16 protein-coding genes are annotated in these 16,978 nt (G+C 61.9%); 5 read left to right on the top strand and 11 right to left on the bottom strand.

From position 1 onward, the window contains the following. Positions 1-101: 101 nt before the first annotated feature. Complete coding sequence (locus tag AB7933_RS23975; protein WP_024076680.1) at positions 102-551, bottom strand: hypothetical protein; 450 nt, start codon at positions 549-551, stop codon at positions 102-104. A gap of 622 nt (positions 552-1,173) precedes the next feature. On the opposite strand from AB7933_RS23975, the gene AB7933_RS23970 reads away from it, so the two are divergent. Both AB7933_RS23970 and AB7933_RS23965 read left to right on the top strand, forming a co-directional pair. After that, positions 1,174-2,109 (top strand): chemotaxis protein CheV, encoded by a 936-nt coding sequence (locus tag AB7933_RS23970; protein WP_024076679.1) that lies wholly within the window; start codon positions 1,174-1,176, stop codon positions 2,107-2,109. A 39-nt stretch (positions 2,110-2,148) separates the two neighbouring features. Then, the gene (locus tag AB7933_RS23965; RefSeq protein WP_024076678.1) at positions 2,149-2,955 is read left to right on the top strand and encodes an MOSC domain-containing protein; all 807 of its coding nucleotides are present in this window, start codon (positions 2,149-2,151) and stop codon (positions 2,953-2,955) included. Between the two features lie 277 nt (positions 2,956-3,232). Here the strand turns inward: AB7933_RS23965 and AB7933_RS23960 are convergent, their stop codons facing one another. The 9 genes from AB7933_RS23960 to AB7933_RS23920 form a co-directional block, all read right to left on the bottom strand. Beyond that, positions 3,233-4,258, bottom strand: coding sequence for an IS110 family transposase (locus AB7933_RS23960; protein WP_024074122.1), 1,026 nt, complete (start codon positions 4,256-4,258; stop codon positions 3,233-3,235). A gap of 119 nt (positions 4,259-4,377) precedes the next feature. Then, positions 4,378-4,662, bottom strand: coding sequence for a pyrimidine/purine nucleoside phosphorylase (locus AB7933_RS23955; RefSeq protein ID WP_003226701.1), 285 nt, complete (start codon positions 4,660-4,662; stop codon positions 4,378-4,380). A gap of 63 nt (positions 4,663-4,725) precedes the next feature. Beyond that, positions 4,726-5,268 carry an exonuclease domain-containing protein gene (locus tag AB7933_RS23950; protein ID WP_024076677.1) on the bottom strand — a complete coding sequence of 181 codons (543 nt, stop codon included), beginning with the start codon at positions 5,266-5,268 and terminating at the stop codon, positions 4,726-4,728. An 89-nt stretch (positions 5,269-5,357) separates the two neighbouring features. Further along, positions 5,358-7,280, bottom strand: coding sequence for an acetyl/propionyl/methylcrotonyl-CoA carboxylase subunit alpha (locus AB7933_RS23945; RefSeq protein ID WP_024076676.1), 1,923 nt, complete (start codon positions 7,278-7,280; stop codon positions 5,358-5,360). A gap of 135 nt (positions 7,281-7,415) precedes the next feature. Next, a complete protein-coding gene (locus tag AB7933_RS23940) occupies positions 7,416-8,177 on the bottom strand; it encodes an enoyl-CoA hydratase/isomerase family protein (protein ID WP_024076675.1) in 762 nt (253 codons plus the stop codon). Beyond that, positions 8,174-9,331, bottom strand: a complete 1,158-nt coding sequence (gene atuD, locus AB7933_RS23935; protein WP_024076674.1) for a citronellyl-CoA dehydrogenase — start codon at positions 9,329-9,331, stop codon at positions 8,174-8,176. The genes AB7933_RS23940 and atuD overlap by 4 nt, the downstream gene beginning before the upstream one ends. Before the next feature lie 16 nt (positions 9,332-9,347). Further along, entirely contained in the window at positions 9,348-10,964 is a 1,617-nt protein-coding gene (locus AB7933_RS23930; RefSeq protein WP_024076673.1) for an acyl-CoA carboxylase subunit beta, read from the bottom strand. A gap of 3 nt (positions 10,965-10,967) precedes the next feature. After that, entirely contained in the window at positions 10,968-11,840 is an 873-nt protein-coding gene (locus tag AB7933_RS23925; RefSeq protein ID WP_024076672.1) for an SDR family oxidoreductase, read from the bottom strand. 13 nt (positions 11,841-11,853) lie between these two features. Then, positions 11,854-13,632, bottom strand: coding sequence for an acyclic terpene utilization AtuA family protein (locus tag AB7933_RS23920; protein WP_024076671.1), 1,779 nt, complete (start codon positions 13,630-13,632; stop codon positions 11,854-11,856). A gap of 152 nt (positions 13,633-13,784) precedes the next feature. On the opposite strand from AB7933_RS23920, the gene AB7933_RS23915 reads away from it, so the two are divergent. Then, the gene (locus AB7933_RS23915) at positions 13,785-14,408 is read left to right on the top strand and encodes a TetR/AcrR family transcriptional regulator (RefSeq protein WP_024076670.1); all 624 of its coding nucleotides are present in this window, start codon (positions 13,785-13,787) and stop codon (positions 14,406-14,408) included. 94 nt (positions 14,409-14,502) lie between these two features. Next, positions 14,503-15,291 (top strand): substrate-binding periplasmic protein, encoded by a 789-nt coding sequence (locus AB7933_RS23910; protein WP_024076669.1) that lies wholly within the window; start codon positions 14,503-14,505, stop codon positions 15,289-15,291. A gap of 25 nt (positions 15,292-15,316) precedes the next feature. Here AB7933_RS23910 and AB7933_RS23905 read toward each other — a convergent pair whose 3' ends face one another. Next, entirely contained in the window at positions 15,317-15,868 is a 552-nt protein-coding gene (locus tag AB7933_RS23905; RefSeq protein ID WP_024076668.1) for an RNA polymerase factor sigma-70, read from the bottom strand. 302 nt (positions 15,869-16,170) lie between these two features. Between AB7933_RS23905 and AB7933_RS23900 the strand changes: the two genes are divergently transcribed. Further along, positions 16,171-16,923, top strand: coding sequence for a thioesterase II family protein (locus AB7933_RS23900; protein WP_024076667.1), 753 nt, complete (start codon positions 16,171-16,173; stop codon positions 16,921-16,923). Positions 16,924-16,978 lie beyond the last annotated feature (55 nt).

Genomic DNA, 16,978 nt, shown 5'->3' with positions numbered 1-16,978 from the left:
AGTGGCTAATTGATATCTTTTCGCCTGCAGGTCAATCAAGGCCGATGAGTTGCGTCTGTCGTTTTTAGATAACTTTCGTATTAAAAACGACCTGGCCGGACTCAGGAGGTGTGATGCAAACGTTGCTGCGGTTTATAGCTGTAGTCCTTTTGCGGGATTTGCAGTGTCACCGTGGCAATCAATGTCGTTTGTTCACTTTCATCCAGTGTCAGTTCGCCGGTCCTGGTATCAATCAACTCCAATTGCCATGCCAGTAATGTCAAGCAATCGTGCAAGGCCTTCAGGGCTTGATCGTGCAGTTGCAGCGGGTTTTCCGCATTGGCGATCAGGTATTGGATGTGCCGGGAGAACTCGCTGATCGCCCGCAGGGCCAGGCTGTCGGCCTTCTCGGCCAGTTGGGTCAGGCTGACCGTCATGCAGTCGATGGCATCGCTGTCGTTGCGAATCAGATGCAGGTGGCTCAGGCATTCTTCCGACTTGGTCAGCAGCGTTTCGGCCTCAAGCAGGAACTCGGGAAGTGTGGTTTGCCATTCGTTTGCGCTATTCATCATGCAAGTCTCCACAACGTAAGGTCGGGTGATGAGATGTCGCACCAAGTGAATGGCGTAAAACTATCGCTGAAAGATGACTGAAATCTGTAGGTCGCTTCTGAGATTTCAGTAGGACCGTTATCTAAATACGGGCGACAGCCGAGTACGCGGCCCGCAGTTGAGTTCATTTGCACAACTTCGGTTGCCGCGACGTGAATGTCTGGAAGGCCAGTAGGCCGTGGACTTGCGATGGCAAACAAAAGCCTGACTCCATTCATGCAATGAGAATGGCGTCACATTAATGGCTATTAGATATCGCGAATATCAGGTTGGGCCTGATTGTGCATAGGGGAATCCCTTACGCAGCGGAACCTCGCGCCGATTTGGATGTCGCGCGATGTCGCTGCCTTGCCGAATGGAGAGGCCAGCGCAGTAAAGCATGATGTCAGTGTGACATCAATGGATTTACGTGGCATTTTAACGGGGTCAAGGTCTGGCGTTTGCCGCCGATAACTAGCGTAGGAGCGAGCTTGCTCGTGAAGAACTCAAGATGCCACGTGATCCAGAAGGGGCGCGTATCGTCGGTGCTAATCGCGACCTGCTTCAGTCAACTGCATAACCCTTAGCGCATCAGGAGCTTTTAATGGCCGGCATTCTCGACACGGTAGATCAACGCACGCAACTGGTGGGTGAGAATCGCCTGGAGATCCTCATGTTTCGCTTGGCGGGTCGGCAGTTGTTCGCGATCAACGTGTTCAAGGTGCAGGAAGTGTTGCAACTGCCCAAGCTGACCCTGATGCCCCAGCGCCATCCTTTTGTGTGCGGGGTGGTCAACCTGCGCGGCCAGACCCTGCCCGTTATCGACCTGTCCCAGGCCATCGGTATGCGCCCGCTGGTGCCGGGCCCGAACAGCACCATCATCGTCACCGAGTACAACCGCTCGGTGCAGGCGTTCCTGGTGGGCGGCGTCGACCGCATCGTCAACATGAACTGGGAAGCCATCCTGCCACCGCCGACCAGCGCCGGTCGCCAGCATTACCTCACGGCCATCAGCAAGGTGGATGACCAGTTGGTGGAAATCATCGACGTGGAAAAAGTCCTGGCCGAGATCGTGCCGTACAACGCCAAGGTCTCCCGCGAGAAACTCGATGATCCGGTACTGGAACGCGCCCGTGGCCGTGAAGTGCTGCTGGTGGACGACTCCAATGTGGCCCTGTCGCAACTGCGCGACACCCTCGGCCAACTGGGGGTGAAAATGCACATCGCCAGCGACGGGCTCAAGGCCCTGAACATGCTCAAGGGCTGGGCCGACAGCGGCCAGGTGATGACCGACAAGCTGCTGATGATCTTCACCGACGCCGAAATGCCTGAGATGGATGGCTACCGCCTCACTACCGAAATTCGCAACGACCCACGCCTGCGGAGCCTGTATGTGGTCCTGCACACTTCACTGTCAGGCAGCTTCAACGAGTCGATGGTGAAGAAGGTCGGCTGCGACAACTTCCTCTCCAAATTCCAGCCGGACAAACTGGTGGACGTCGTGCGCGAACGCTTGATGCTGGACGAAGTGTCCGCCTGACCTTAGGGTGACGTCTTTGCCCCTCAGGAACGCAGGCCCATGCTTCGTCTCAGCGCGCTGTACCGTTACCCCTTGAAGTCCGGCAAGGCCGAACCCCTTCAGCATATCGGCCTGGATAAACTCGGGCTGGCTGGGGATCGACGCTGGATGCTGGTGGACGAAGCCAGCGGGCGGTTCCTCACCCAGCGGGCCGTGGCGAAGATGAGTCAGCTGTCGGCGCTGTGGAACAGCGCAGGTGGCCTCAGCCTGAGCGCGCCCGGCCACACGCCGCTGGAAATCGCGCTGCCCGGCCGTGATGCCGAGTTGCGTGGCGTGACCATCTGGCGTGACACCCTGCGCGTACCGGATGCCGGCGATCAGGCCGCCGCCTGGGTCAGTGACTTTATCGGCAAGCCGACCCGGCTGGTGCACATCCCGCTGGAGCGCGCCCGTTACACCGAGGCGGGGTATGGCCAGGAGGGTGACCAAGTGGCCTTTGCCGATGGCTACCCGCTGTTATTGATCGGCCAGGCCTCCCTGGACGACCTGTCCGCGCGGGTGGGGCGGCCCATGGAAATGTTGCGTTTTCGTCCCAACCTGGTGATCGAAGGCGGCGATGCCTTCGCCGAGGACGGCTGGAAACGCCTGCGCATCGGTGACGTGGAGTTTCGCGTGGTCAAGCCTTGCTCGCGTTGCATTCTCACCACCATTGACCCCAGGACCGGCGAGCGCAGTGCCGACCGCGAACCCTTCGTCACGCTGGAGGCCTATCGCAAGACGGAGAACGGCGCGATGTTCGGCCAGAACCTGGTCAACGATGGCGTCGGTCGCCTGGAAGTCGGCATGCCGGTGACTATCCTCGAATAGATCGCCCGCCCATAAAAAATTCTATGGTCCCCCCCATTTTTGCAATACTGATTAACGGGCGATGTGGTTGGCTTGCTTAAATCTATCCGGCGTCTGTTTGGGGCTTGCCCCAGCGCCACGATGAGAGTCGCGCCTGACGATCCTTAAAAGCCCGTCGGCTTCTGAAGCCGATTTTTATGTCAGGATCTTCGCCAGGCCGGTAGGCCGTTCACGTCATCCGTTGTTCAGCTATCGCAAAACCTGAAGGGTGAATTGTGGTACTGCAACAACCGCAGGGTCAGGCGTTCAAGGCGTCTGGCCCTGCTTCATATTGCGCATGGTGAGCCGCTATCGCCCAAGCGATACGCGCCAGTTTGTTGGCCAGGGCACAGGCCACCACATTCGAGTGTCGTCGGCGCAGCAGCGCTCGCACCCAGTCGGCCAAAGCCCCCTTCTGATGATCCAGCCTCTGCATGTAAACCCTGGAGCATTGCACCAGCAGTTGCCGCAGGTGCTTGTCACCCCGCTTGCTGATCCCCAACAAATTGGCTTTGCCGCCCGTGCTGTACTGTCGCGGCACCAAGCCCACTGAAGCCGCAAAATCGCGACTGCATCGGTATTGCTTGCCATCGCCCATTTCTACAGCCAGAAGGCTGGCGGTGATCGGACCGACACACGGCATGCTAAGCAAACGGCTCCCCAGATCATCGTCGGCCAGCTGGCAAGCCAGTTGTTTGTCCAGTTCCTTGATCTGTTCATCCAGGTAAACGAAGTGATCGTGCAGGCGTTGCAACAGCACTGTCAGCCGCACAGGCAGCTCATGCTCGGCCAAAACAGCTGCCAAACGCTTCATGATGGCTGAGCCTTTGGGCAGGCTGATGCCAAATTCCAGCAGGAAACCGTGCATCTGATTGGCTGTCTTGGTGCGGTCATGCACCAACGACTCGCGCATGCGATGCAGGACAGACAGGGTTTGCTGAGACTCGGTTTTAGGCGTAACGAAGCGCATGGACGGACGGGAAGCCGCCTCGCAAATGGCCTCTGCGTCGATAAAGTCATTTTTGTTGCCCTTGACGAAAGGGCGGACAAACTGCGGTGAAATCAACTTGGTCGTATGCCCCATCGCCGCAAGCTGACGGGCGATGAAGTGAGAGCCGGCACAGGCTTCCGTTACCACGACGCAGCTCGGCAAGTTGCCGAAGAACCGCATCATCTGCGCTCGCGAGAGCTTTTTGCGAAACACCTCGCGGCCCGATTTGTCTTGGCCCAGAAGGTGGAAATTATGTTTGCCGAGATCGATCCCGATCAGTGCTGACTCGCTCATGATGATGGCCTCCAAAAACAAAACACCCTGCGAAAGCGTAGCCCTCGCAGGGTGTGGGGGTGACCATCTCATTAGCCCGTCTCCTGCGAGACGGGCATTTTTTTACGCGGCAGGAGCGCTTAGCCGCGGTATTCGCACAGGTAAGCGGTGTCCACGGCGACTTTCAGTTGGAACTTGCTGTTGGCCGGTACGTTGAACTGGCTGCCGGCGGCGAAGGTTTCCCAGTCGCTGCTGTCGGGCAGCTTGACGGTCAGGGCGCCGGACACCACGTGCATGATTTCACGCTGGGCGGTGCCGAATTCGTATTCACCCGGGGCCATGACACCAATGGTCGCCGGACCTTCTGCGGTGCCGAAAGCGATCGACTTGACGGTGCCGTCGAAGTACTCGTTGACTTTAAACATGGGCGAATCCTCGGAAAAGGGTCTGGAAAGGTCGGCCAGTATGCCCAAGGCCAGGGGAGCTGCCTAGACCGGCAAAATCAGCGGCAGCAGGCGGGCGGTGTTGCGCGCATCTTCCAGCGCCCGGTGTTGCTGGCCATGGAACTGCATCCCCGCCAATTGCAGGGCACCGTTGAGCCCCAGGGGTTTGTCCAGGCGCCGCGCCTTGGCGAAGCGTTGCTTGAGGTTGACGTGGGGCGTGTGGGCGAGGGCGCTGCTCAGGCCATGACGCTGCCATTCCAGTTCCAATTGCTGGCGATCGTAGTCACCCCAACTGGCCCAGCCCTCCAGGCGGGGTTGATGCTGGCCCAGCCAGCGCTCGAACAGCGGCCACACCTCGGTGATGGGCGCGGCGCCGTCGATGTTCGCCTGGGTGATATGGGTCAGCTTGCGGCAGAACGGCGTCAGCAAGGGGCGCCGCAGCGGCCGCACAAAGCGCTGGAAATGGTCCAGTTCGCGGCCCTGGCGATTGACCAGGCTCGCGCCGATCTCGATGACTTCCATCTCCGTCACGGGCCAGCCGCCGTCATCCGTTGTGGCCTCAAGGTCAATAATCAGCCAATGATGCATGGTGCAGGTTCCCGTACTCTTCCCTTCCTGATGGGGATAGAGCGTAGCCCGGTCGCGTAGTTCCGCGCTGTTTTTGATTGAGGCCGGGCTTATTCGATCTCCAGCAGCACCTGGCGATTGCGCACCTGGTCTCCGGCGATCACCTGCACGTCCTTGATCACGCCATCCATGCCGGCTTTCAGCGGGTGTTCCATTTTCATCGCTTCGAGCACCAGCAACAGCTGGCCTTTGCTGACGCAGTCACCGGCCTGGACACGCACATCGACGATGGCACCGTCCATCGGCGCCTTGAGCGTGCCGCTGTTGGCCTGGGTCTGGCGGCTCGCGACCTGCTGTGTGCGGTCAACCACGCTGACACCCGGCAACCAGGCATGGGCGCCGTCAAGGTGGTAGGCGAGGCGGCGGCGAATGCCGTTGATCACCAGGGTGGCCCAGCGGCCGTCGGTGCGAAGGTCCTGGATGTCGACGCCATCGATGTGCAGCCGGTGATCGGCCAGCACACTGAGGGTGACGTGGTGAACGGCATCGTTGACGCTCAGTTGGTAGGTACAGGGGACAGTGGCGTTGTTGCGCCAGCCTGCCAGGTCCCGGCGATGCTCGGCGGCGCTGCGTTGGTAGAACAGTGCGGCAGCCAGGGCGATCTGTTCTGCGTTGGCGGTCACGGGCGGGATAGGGCTGAAGTGCTTGGCGATAAACCCGGTGCTGACGTCGCCCTGGATAAAGCCCGGATGCCCGAGCAGGTCGGCCAGTAGCCGCTGATTGCTCGCAACCCCGAGCAGCACCGTGTCTTGCACCGCCCGCAGCAGTTTGCGCCGTGCCTCTTCACGGGTAGCGCCATGGGCGATGAGCTTGCCGAGCATCGGGTCGTAGAATGGGCTGATCTTTTCGCCTGTGCACAACCCATGATCGATCCGGATGCCGGGGGTCGGCTCCCAACGCAGCACCTCGCCGGTCTGCGGCAAAAAGCCCTGGGCCGGGTCTTCGGCATACAGGCGTACTTCCATGGCGTGGCCGCTGAGGGTCACTTGTGATTGCAGCAGCGGCAGCGGCAGGCCGGCGGCGACTTGCAGTTGCCAGTCCACCAGGTCGAGCCCGGTGATCAGTTCGGTAACCGGGTGTTCCACTTGCAGGCGCGTGTTCATTTCCAGGAAGTAGAACCGGCCGTTGCGGTCGAGCAGGAACTCCACGGTACCGGCGCCCACGTAATTCACTGCGCGCCCGGCCTTGAGCGCCGCTTCGCCCATGGCCTGGCGCAGTTCGGGCGTCATCACCGGGCACGGCGCTTCTTCAATGATTTTCTGATGGCGGCGCTGGATCGAGCAGTCGCGTTCGCCGAGGTAGACCAGGTTGCCGTGGCTGTCGCCGAACAGTTGGATCTCGACGTGGCGCGGGTCGATCAGCGCCTGCTCGAGGATCAACTCGTCGCTGCCAAAGGCATTGCGGGCTTCCGAACGTGCGGTGTGGAGGTTGTCCAGCAAGGACGCGGGATCGTGCACCAGGCGCATGCCGCGCCCCCCACCGCCGGCGCTGGCCTTGATCATCAGGGGGTAGCCGATGCGCTGGGCTTGCGCCTGCAAGGTGGCGTCGTCCTGGGCGCTGCCTTGGTAGCCGGCGATACAGGGCACGCCAGCCTCCAGCATGGCGAGTTTGGACAGGCGCTTGCTGCCCATCAGTTCGATGGCCTCGACGCTGGGGCCGATGAAGATCAGGCCGGCGTCTCGGCACGCGCGGGCGAAGTCGGGGTTTTCCGAGAGGAAGCCGTAGCCGGGGTGGATGGCGTCGGCGCCGGTCTTTTCGGCGGCCGCGAGGATGGCCGGGATATTGAGGTAGGACTGTTGTACCGGGGCGGGGCCGATGTGCACCGCTTCGTCGGCCATCTGCACGTGCAGGGCCTGGGCGTCGGCGTCGCTGTAGACGGCGACGGTGCGGTAGCCCATTGCCTGGGCCGTGCGTTGGATGCGGCAGGCGATTTCGCCGCGGTTGGCGATCAGGATCTTGGTGAGCTGGGGCATTGGATTATCCCTTGGGTTATGCGGTTGTTCCGGCCTCATCGGGGCAAGTCGAATCGTTGCACCGCGCCTCCCACGGGGGGGCGCGGTAAAAATGTGGGAGGGGCGGTGCGACGATTCGACTTGCCCCCGATGACGTCACTTGCACCACCCAGGCTTTCTCTTCTGCACAAAAGCCTGCGTCCCCTCAATCCCTTCTTCACTGGTCACCGCCTCGGCAAACCACTGCGCCGCCTGGTCCAGCAGCGGCCCCAACGGCTGCTCCGCACTGGCCAGCAACAGCGCCTTGGTGCGCGCGTTGGCGCCTGGTGCGCAGCGCAGCACTTGCCCCAATACCTCATCCAAACGCTCCGCCAACGCCTGCGGATCGCGCTCGGTGAAGTGCACCAGCCCCAGCCGTTCAGCTTCCAGTCCATCAAAGCGTGCGGCGGTGAGTGCCAGTCGCCGCGCCTGGGTCAGGCCGATACGCTTGACCACGAACGGCGCAATCTGTGCCGGCAGCAACCCCAGGCTGGTCTCCGGCAAACCGAACTGCGCCTGGTGATCGGCAATCGCGATGTCACTCACGCAGGCCAACCCAAACCCACCGCCCAGCACTGCGCCTTGCAGCACCACGATGACCACTGGCGACACGGCTTCCACGTCTTGCAGCAAAGCGCCAAAAGCCCGGTTCAGCGCCTGCAATTGATCGCCTGCGCTGACCAGATCCTTCACATCGGCACCGGCGCAAAAGTGTCCGCCTGCGCCACTGATCACCACCGCGCGCACCTGGCTGTCCAACCCCGCCAGCACCGCGCGCAGTTCATTGACCATTTCCAGGCTCATTGCATTGCGGCTTTCCGGCCGGTTGAGGGTGATATGCAGCACCCCGTTATGCGGTTCGAGCAGCAGGGTGTTCATGGTTTTTTCCCCGGCAGGGTGCCCATCAGTTTGCAGATAATGCCCAGCATGATCTCGTCGGCACCGCCGCCAATCGATACCAGGCGCACATCGCGATAGGCGCGGGCCACCGGGTTGTCCCACATAAAGCCCATGCCGCCCCAATATTGCAGGCAACTGTCGCTGACTTCACGGCCCAGGCGCCCGGCCTTGAGCTTGGCCATGGAGGCCAGGCGCGTGACGTCCTGGCCTTTGATGTATTGCTCGGTGGCCTGGTAGACCAGTGCGCGCAGGCATTCGATTTCGGTGGCAAGTTCAGCCAGGCGAAAGTGAATCACCTGGTTGTCGATCAGCGCCTTGCCGAACGTCTGGCGCTCTTTGCAGTAGTCGATGGTGCTGTCGATGCAGTACTCCAGGCCCTTGATCATATTGGCCGCGCCAAACAGGCGTTCTTCCTGGAATTGCAGCATCTGCATCATAAAGCCGGCCCCCTCATGGCCAATGCGATAACGCTGCGGCACGCGCACGCCATCGAAAAATACCTGGGCGGTCTCGGAGCTGTGCATACCGAGTTTTTCCAAGGGCGGGCTGACGCTGATGCCCGGGGTGTTCATCGGCACCATGATCAGCGACTTGTTGATATGCGGCTTGTCGTCGGAGGTTTTGGCCAGCAGGCAGATAAAGTCGGCGCTGGGGGAATTGGTGATCCACATCTTGCTGCCGTTGATCACGTAGTCGTCGCCGTCCTTGCGCGCATGGGTCTTCAGCCCGGCCACATCGGAACCCGCACCGGTTTCCGAGACGCCGATGCAGCCCACTTGTTCGCCGCTGATGGCCGGGCGCAGGAATTCGTCGCGCAATTCGTCGGAACCGAAGCGGGCGAGGGCGGGGGTGCACATGTCGGTCTGCACGCCGATGGACATGGGAATGCCCCCGCAGCGTATGGTGCCGAACTCTTCGGCGGCGACGATCGAGTAGCTGTAGTCCAGGCCCATCCCGCCGAATTGCTCGGGCTTGGAAATGCCCAGCAAGCCGAGGTCGCCGGCCTTGCGGAAGACGTCGTGGATGGGAAAGCGGCCGGCTTTTTCCCATTCGTCGACGTAGGGGTTGATCTCGCGGTCGACGAAGGCGCGGACGGTGCGGCGCAGTTCCTGATGTTCCTGGGTGAAGATCATTGTGCTTATTCTCCGGTTAGAAACGCGCCACGCCAAAGCTGTTCGGCTGCAACTCCCGCACTTCGGCTTCATCACAGATATCCAGCAGAAACCCCAGCAGCGTGCGGCTATCCCGTGGGTCGATCAGCCCGTCATCCCACAGGTTCGCGCTGCCATACAGCGCGGTGGATTGACTCTCGAGCTTCTGTGCAGTGACTTGCTCCAGCATATCCAGCACCTTGGGGTCCGGCACCAGGCCGTTCTTCAGTTGTTTGGCCTCGGTGACAATCCGCAGCACCTTGCCGGCTTGCGCGCCGCCCATCACGGCGGTGCGGCTGTTGGGCCAGGCGAAGATAAAGCGTGGGTCGAGGCCGCGTCCGCACATCGCATAGTTGCCGGCGCCGTAAGAGCCGCCGACCACGAGGGTGAGTTTAGCGACGCGTGCATTGGCCACGGCCTGGATCATCTTGGCGCCGTGCTTGATCACGCCTTGTTGCTCCGACTCGGTGCCGACCATAAAACCGGTGGTGTTGTGCAGGAACAGCAGCGGCGTACGGCTCTGGTCGCACAGCTGGATAAACTGCGCGGCCTTGCTGGCGCCCTTGGGGGTGATCGGGCCGTTGTTGCCGATGACGCCGACGGCCCGCCCCTGGATGTGCAGGTGACCGCAGACGGTGTGGGGGTCGAACTCGCCCTTGAACTCCAGGAAGTTCGAACCGTCGCCCAGGCGTGCGAGGATTTCGCGCACGTCATAGGGTTTTTTCGGGTCGTCGGGGATCAGTCCCAGCAAGTCGTCGGCCGGGTACAGCGGCTCCTGATAAGCCCGCTTGGGCGCAGGCGGCAGGCGATCATTCCAAGGCAGCAGGCTGACAATCTCGCGCACGATGCGTATGCCGTCGGCGTCGTTTTCAGCCAGGTATTCGGCGGTGCCTGCGGTTTGCGCGTGCATTTGGGCACCGCCCAGTTCCTCGTCGCTGGCGACTTCGCCGGTCGCTGCCTTGAGCAGCGGCGGCCCAGCCAGGAATAGCTTGGCCTTACCGCGCACCACCACCACGTAATCCGACAGCCCCGGCTGGTAGGCGCCGCCCGCCGTGGCCGAGCCGTGTACCACGGTGATCTGGGGCAGGCCCATGGCGGACATGCGCGCCTGGTTGGCGAAGCTGCGTGCGCCTTCGACGAAAATATCTGCCGCGTAGTTGAGGTTGGCACCGCCGCTTTCAGCGAGGGTCACCACCGGCAGCTTGTTCTCCATGGCGATCTGTTGCAGGCGCAGGGATTTTTTCAAACCGGTAGGCGAAATGGTGCCGCCCTTGATCGCACTGTTGTTGGCCACCACCAGCACGCGCACACCGCTGACGTAGCCGATGCCGGCGATCAAACCGCCACCGGCCGCGCTGCCGTCCTTGTCGTCGTGGAGCTTGTAGCCGGCGAGGCTGGCCAGTTCCAGGAACGGCGCGCCGGGGTCCAGCAGCCGGTTGAGGCGCTCGCGGGGCAGCAGTTGGCCACGTTGGTCGAACTTGGGCTTGGCCTCCTGGGCCTTGCTGAGCAGGGCATCTTCCAACTGGCGCCACTGCGCGATGGTGGCGAGCAGGGCTTCGCGGTTCTGTGCGAACTGCGGGCTGTGGGCATCGATCGAGCTTTCAATCACGGGCATGGTTTATTGCTCCGCCTTGAGCACGTCCGGCAGGTACGCGCGGTGGAAACCATTGAACGGCGCGCTCGGTGGGTGCGCCTTGTGCAGCGGCCAGGCGCGGTTGCCCAGGCTGGCGGCGCCGTCGATGCGCAGGGTGCTGCCGCTGATGAAGGCCGCGGCGGGGCTGAGCAGGAACACAATGGCCGCACTGACTTCCGACTCGGTGCCGATGCGCTTGAGCGGCACGTGTTCGCGCAGGGTCGGGATCACGGCCTTGAACGCGCCTTCGTAGGTGTCCATGCCGCTGGAGGCGATCCAGCCCGGCGCTACCGCGTTGACCCGCACCCCGGCGTAACCCCATTCGAATGCTGCGGTTTTGGTGAAGTTGTCCATGCCCGCACGCGCCGCACCCGAATGGCCCATGCCGGGCATGCCGCCCCACATGTCCGCGAGCATGTTGACGATGGCGCCGCCGTGTTTGCTCATCGACTGGTTGAACACCTCGCGCGCCATCAGGAAGCCGCCGACCAGGTTGGTGCGCAGTACGGTTTCGAAGCCTTTTTGATTGATCGACGCGAGCGGCGACGGGTACTGGCCGCCGGCGTTGTTGACCAGCCCATGGATCGGGCCGTGGTCATTGAGGACCTGCGTGACCAGCGCTTTCACCGCCTCTTCATCGCGAATATCGCAGGCCAGCCCGTGGGCGCTGCCGCCGTCTTCGGCAATTTCCGCCGCGACCTTTTGCAGTTTTTCCGGCTTGCGCCCGACCAGGATCACCTGGGCACCGAGGGCTGCCAGTTCATGGGCGGTGCAGCGGCCAATGCCGCTGCCGCCGCCGGTGACAATCACGGTGTGACCCTGGAACAGGTTGGCTTTGAAGATCGAGTCGAAGGCCACGGCGACATTCCTTTTATTGGCATTGATCGGCGATGTGTTGCGGCACGGCGATGGGGATTTCCAGCAGTTGCTGGGCAAAGGCCTTGCCTTGCGGGTCAATGCGCAGGCTGGCGATACCGCCGCCGCCCAGGGCATTTTCCAGCAGGAAGTTGAGGCTGTGGCTGCCCGGCAGGTACCAGCGTTCGACACGGCCGTGGAGCGGGTCGAGCACGTGGCTCATCCAGTCGACGACCACGGCTGGGGTCAGGGTCTCGGCGATCCACGGCAGGTACGCCGGGTCGCGGGCGATCACCCCGATATTGCTGTGGTTGCCCTTGTCGCCAGAGCGCGCCACGGCGAGTTTCACCAGGGGCACGCTGGCGTCGGCACGGCCCTCGGGCATGGGCGGGTCGACGGGGGCGGAGGGCGTGCCCAGCGCATCGCGGGTGGGTAGTTCGCAGGTGTGACGCTGGCCCTGGACGTCGATGAGCAACGCACACGCAGACTTATCGACCAGGAATGAAAACAGTCGAATCAGCGGATACACCGTCGGCCGCCCACCGACGATGCCGGTCAGCCCCGGCGCCATGCCGGTGGCCGCCTGGGCGATCTCGCGGGCGAACAGCGCCAGCGCCTGCTTGCTCGGGTGCCGCACCGCGATCTTCACCACCACTTCGCGGCAGTCATGGCGTTGGGCGTGGGCGCCGTAGGTGGCTTCACTGCCGAGCAATTCGATATTCACCTCGGTGTAGGGCGCCCAGCCTTGTTGGCTGAACAGTTCCGAGGTCTTGTGGATGATCGCCTGGCTGACCCGCTCGGCCTTGGCCACCGCGTCGATCCCGGCGATCAGGCAACTGGCGGTGCAGCGAAAACCATCGGGGTAGGTGGCGCTGACTTTGTATTGAGCGGTGGGCGGCAAGCCCTTGGCGCCATGCAGGCGCACGCTGTGCTTGCCTTGCTGGTGCAATTTGACCTGGCTGAAATCGCAGATCACGTCAGGCAATAGGTAAGCGCGGGGGTCGCCGATTTCGTAGAGCAGTTGTTCGGCCACGCTCAGTTCGCTGATCAGCCCGCCGCTGCCTTCGACTTTATTGACGGTGAACTGGCCGTCGGCGCTGACTTCAACAATGGGGAAACCGATGTGTTCGTAGTCCGGCACGTCGCGCCAGTCGGTGAAGTTGCCGCCGGTGCACTGGGCGCCGCATTCGATGATATGCCCGGCCAGGGCGGCCTGGGCGAGGCGGTCGTAATCCTGCCAGGACCAGTTGAATTCATGCACCAATGCCGCACTGACCACCGCGCTGTCGACCACCCGGCCGGTGATGACGATATCGGCGCCCAGCTTCAGCGCCTGGGCAATGCCCGGTGCGCCCAGATAGGCGTTGGCAGACACGCACAGGGGCGGCAGGGGCGCGCCGTTGAACATGTCAGTGATGCCTTGCAGGTGCGGGAGTTGGGCGTGCAGGTCATCGCCCAGCAGCACCGCGATTTTCAGCGGCACGTGGGCCTTGTCACAGGCCGCTTGCAGGGCGGCGGCGCAGGCGTGCGGGTTGATCCCGCCGGCATTGCTGATCACGCGGATGCCCTGGCGCTGGATATCGCCCAGCAACGGCGCGAGGACCTCGACAAAGTCCGTGGCGTAGCCGGCCTGGGGATCTTTCATCCGGGCGCTGGCCAGGATCGACATCGTGACTTCCGCGAGGTAGTCGAACACCAGGTAATCCAGCTTGCCGCCGTGCACCAACTGGGCAGCGGCAGTGCAGGTGTCGCCCCAGAAGGCACTGGCGCAGCCGATACGAACCGTCTTGCTCATGAGAAATCCTTCCTCGAATGGCTGGCTTCGATCCTACCAAGCAAGCGCTTGGTTTGTAAACTTCGGATACAAGTTTTAGCCAAGCGCTTGCTTGGGTGGCGGCCACGGCCTAAATTGCCGCCCAAGACGTCAAAGAAGTAGAGGAGAGCAGCATGGATGAGCACAAAGCCCTGCGGGTGATGCGCACCATGGTCGACGGCGGCCAATTGACCGACCCCGACAGTGCCCGGGGCAAGTTGCTGCAAACCGCGGCTCACCTGTTTCGCAACAAGGGCTTCGAACGCACCACCGTGCGCGACCTGGCCAGCGCCGTTGGCATTCAGTCCGGCAGCATCTTTCATCACTTCAAGAGCAAGGACGAGATCCTGCGCGCGGTGATGGAGGAAACCATCCACTACAACACCGCGTTGATGCGGGCGTCGCTGGAAGAAGCGACGAACGTGCGCGAGCGTGTGTTGGCGCTGATTCGCTGCGAATTGCAGTCGATCATGGGCGGCAGCGGCGAGGCGATGGCGGTGCTGGTATACGAATGGCGCTCGCTGTCGGCCGAAGGCCAGGCCCAGGTGCTGGCCCTGCGTGATGTGTATGAGCAACTCTGGTTGCAGGTGCTGGGCGAGGCCAAGGCCGCCGGCTATATCAAGGGCGATGTGTTTATTGCCCGGCGCTTTCTCACGGGGGCCTTGTCCTGGACCACCACCTGGTTCCGTGCCGAGGGCAGCCTGACCCTTGAACAATTGGCCGAAGAGGCTTTGTTGATGGTGTTGAAGGCCGATTAAGACGCAAGCTGTTAATTTGGCGGTGGAAAAGTTGTCTCGCCAGACAAAAACGCCTAGCTTATCGCCATCAGAATAGTGAACGGTGTGTGCCTCGATGTTTTCGCCATGGCGGCTGGCTGCAGGACTTTCTTTATGGGCACTGGGCACCGCAGGGTGGATGCCAGCTTCGGCCGCGCAATTGGTGAGGATTGGCGCCGCGCATTTCCCGCCCTACACCGTACGCCCTGAGCAGGGCGCAGACACCGGTTTGCTGCCGCAACTGGTGGAAGCGCTGAACGCCGCGCAGGCGGACTACCAATTTGTGCTGGTCCCCACCTCCATCCCCCGGCGTTTCCGGGATTTCGAGCAAGGCCGGGTGGACATGGCGATCTTCGAAAACCCGGACTGGGGCTGGCAGAAGATTCCCCACACCAGTGTCGACATGGGGCTTGAAGATGCCGAAGTGTTCGTCGCCCAGCATGAACCCGACCGCGATCAAAGCTATTTCAACGACCTGACCGGCAAGCGCCTGGCGGTGTTCAGCGGTTATCACTACGCCTTCGCCAACTTCAACGCCGACCCCAGGTACATGGCCGAGCACTTCAACGCGACGCTGACCTACTCCCATGACAGCAACCTGCTGATGGTCGCCCGTGGCCGTGCCGATATCGCGCTGGTCACGCGCTCATACCTGAGTGACTTCATGGTGCGCAATGCCGAGATGGCGGGGCAGTTGATGGTGTCGGAGCGCATTGATCAGGTGTACCACCATTACGCCTTGCTGCGACCCAAGGCGCCGATCAGCGGGCCGGCGTTTGCCGAACTGCTCAAACGTTTACGCGATAACGGCGAGATGTTGAAGATTTTCGAGCCGTATCGCATTGATGTGATGGCCGTGCCCTGACTTGGCCAGGGTGGGGGTGGCACAGTCAGACCCGCCGCGCAAACGTATCGCTATGGTTGCCCGACACTTTGCGGCAATGCACCAGTGCATCACGGATCATGAAGTTCACCAGGGTTGGCGACACACCCAGTTCCTTGGCGATGTCCTTTTGTGGCACGCCGTGCAGGCGGTACATCTCGAATGCATAGCGGGTGCGCTGGGGCAGCTCCGTCAGGGCGTCGGCGATGTTTTCCAGGGTGTTGAAATTGATGTGGGTGGTTTCCGGTGATGCGCCATGAATCACCACATTCAAGCCTTCCTCTTCCGTGCCCGAGTACTTGAGCTCCAGGGCTTGCTTGCGGTAGTGATCGATCGCCAGGTTGCGCACGATTTGGAACAGGTAACTCAACTGGGCCTTGAACGATGAGGTGATCGTCGGTGCCGATTGCAGCCGGAAGTAGGCGTCCTGCACCACATCTTCGGCCCGGGAGCGGCACCCGGTAATTCGTGCTGCGATCTTTACCAGGATCAGCCGATTGTCGACGAATGCCTGGAGCAGCGGTGAGTCGCACCTGCCTGTGGATACTTGTTCCGTCATGGAAATCACCTTGTCGCTAAAGAGGTTAGGGGAGGGCGTCCTTGCTGAGGCCTCCTACACATCGGGCAACAAATTATGCTTAATGATAATGATTGTCAAATGAGAAGGCGAACTAATCTTATGCCTTTGCGGAAGGTGTGAGCCACGTCTCGCTCGCCCCCGGCGACTAATTATTTGCCGGTGCCGTCCGTTCTTCTGGGTGACAGGTCCGTTAGTAAAACGGCCAAGGATCAGCACCCGCAGGAGGGCGAGATGGGTTTCTATCGTGCATACAGCGTGATTCAGTGTGGGGGCCACCGGCGATGAGTGCGCCGACTCGACTGCGCCTGTTTTGCCTGCCTTATTCAGGGGCCAGCGCCATGGTCTACGTGCGCTGGCGCCGCGCCCTGCCGGAGTGGTTGCAAGTGTGCCCGCTGGAGTTGCCCGGGCGTGGCATGCGCATGGACGAGCCGTTGCAGCGTGATATCAAGGTATTGGCCGCGCAGTTGGCGGATGAAATCAGTCGCGACCTGGACGGCCCCTACGCGCTGTTCGGTCACAGCCTGGGTGGCCTGCTGGCCTTCGAGCTGGCGCATGCGCTGAACGAGCGCCATGTGCCTGCGCCGCTGGCATTGTTCGCCTCCGGCACCGCCGGGCCCGCGCGCCGTGATGTCAGTGAATACGCCATTGAAAAGACCGATGAGCAACTGATCGCCCGCCTGCGCGAACTGCAAGGCACCGCCGAAGAAGCCCTGGCCAATCCCGAGTTGATGAAATTGATGCTGCCGATCCTGCGCGCCGATTTCCTGCTGTGCGGCAGTTTCACCTATGGCCAGCGCACGCCGCTGGACATGCCGATCCATGTGTTCGGCGGCAAGCAGGACAGTGTGCGCGCCGACCAATTGCTCGATTGGCAGGCCGACGCCGCCAGTGGCTTTTCCCTGGATATGTTCGACGGCCACCACTTCTTTCTCGTGCAGCACGAAAGCGCCGTGCTGCGCTGCCTGCGGCGTTATGCCGACGAGCACCTGGCCCGCTGGCGCAATGGCACGGCGCGGCAACTGGCCGCCGGCTGAACGCCCCCTCCCATTCCCGAATTTCCCGTAAGCCGATTTCAGGCAGGAACCCCAA

This window comes from Pseudomonas gorinensis, assembly GCF_042015035.1.
Classification (GTDB): Bacteria; Pseudomonadota; Gammaproteobacteria; order Pseudomonadales; family Pseudomonadaceae; genus Aquipseudomonas; species Aquipseudomonas gorinensis.
Note: the sequence above shows the minus strand (reverse complement) of the source record. Positions and strands in the feature narration are given on the sequence as shown.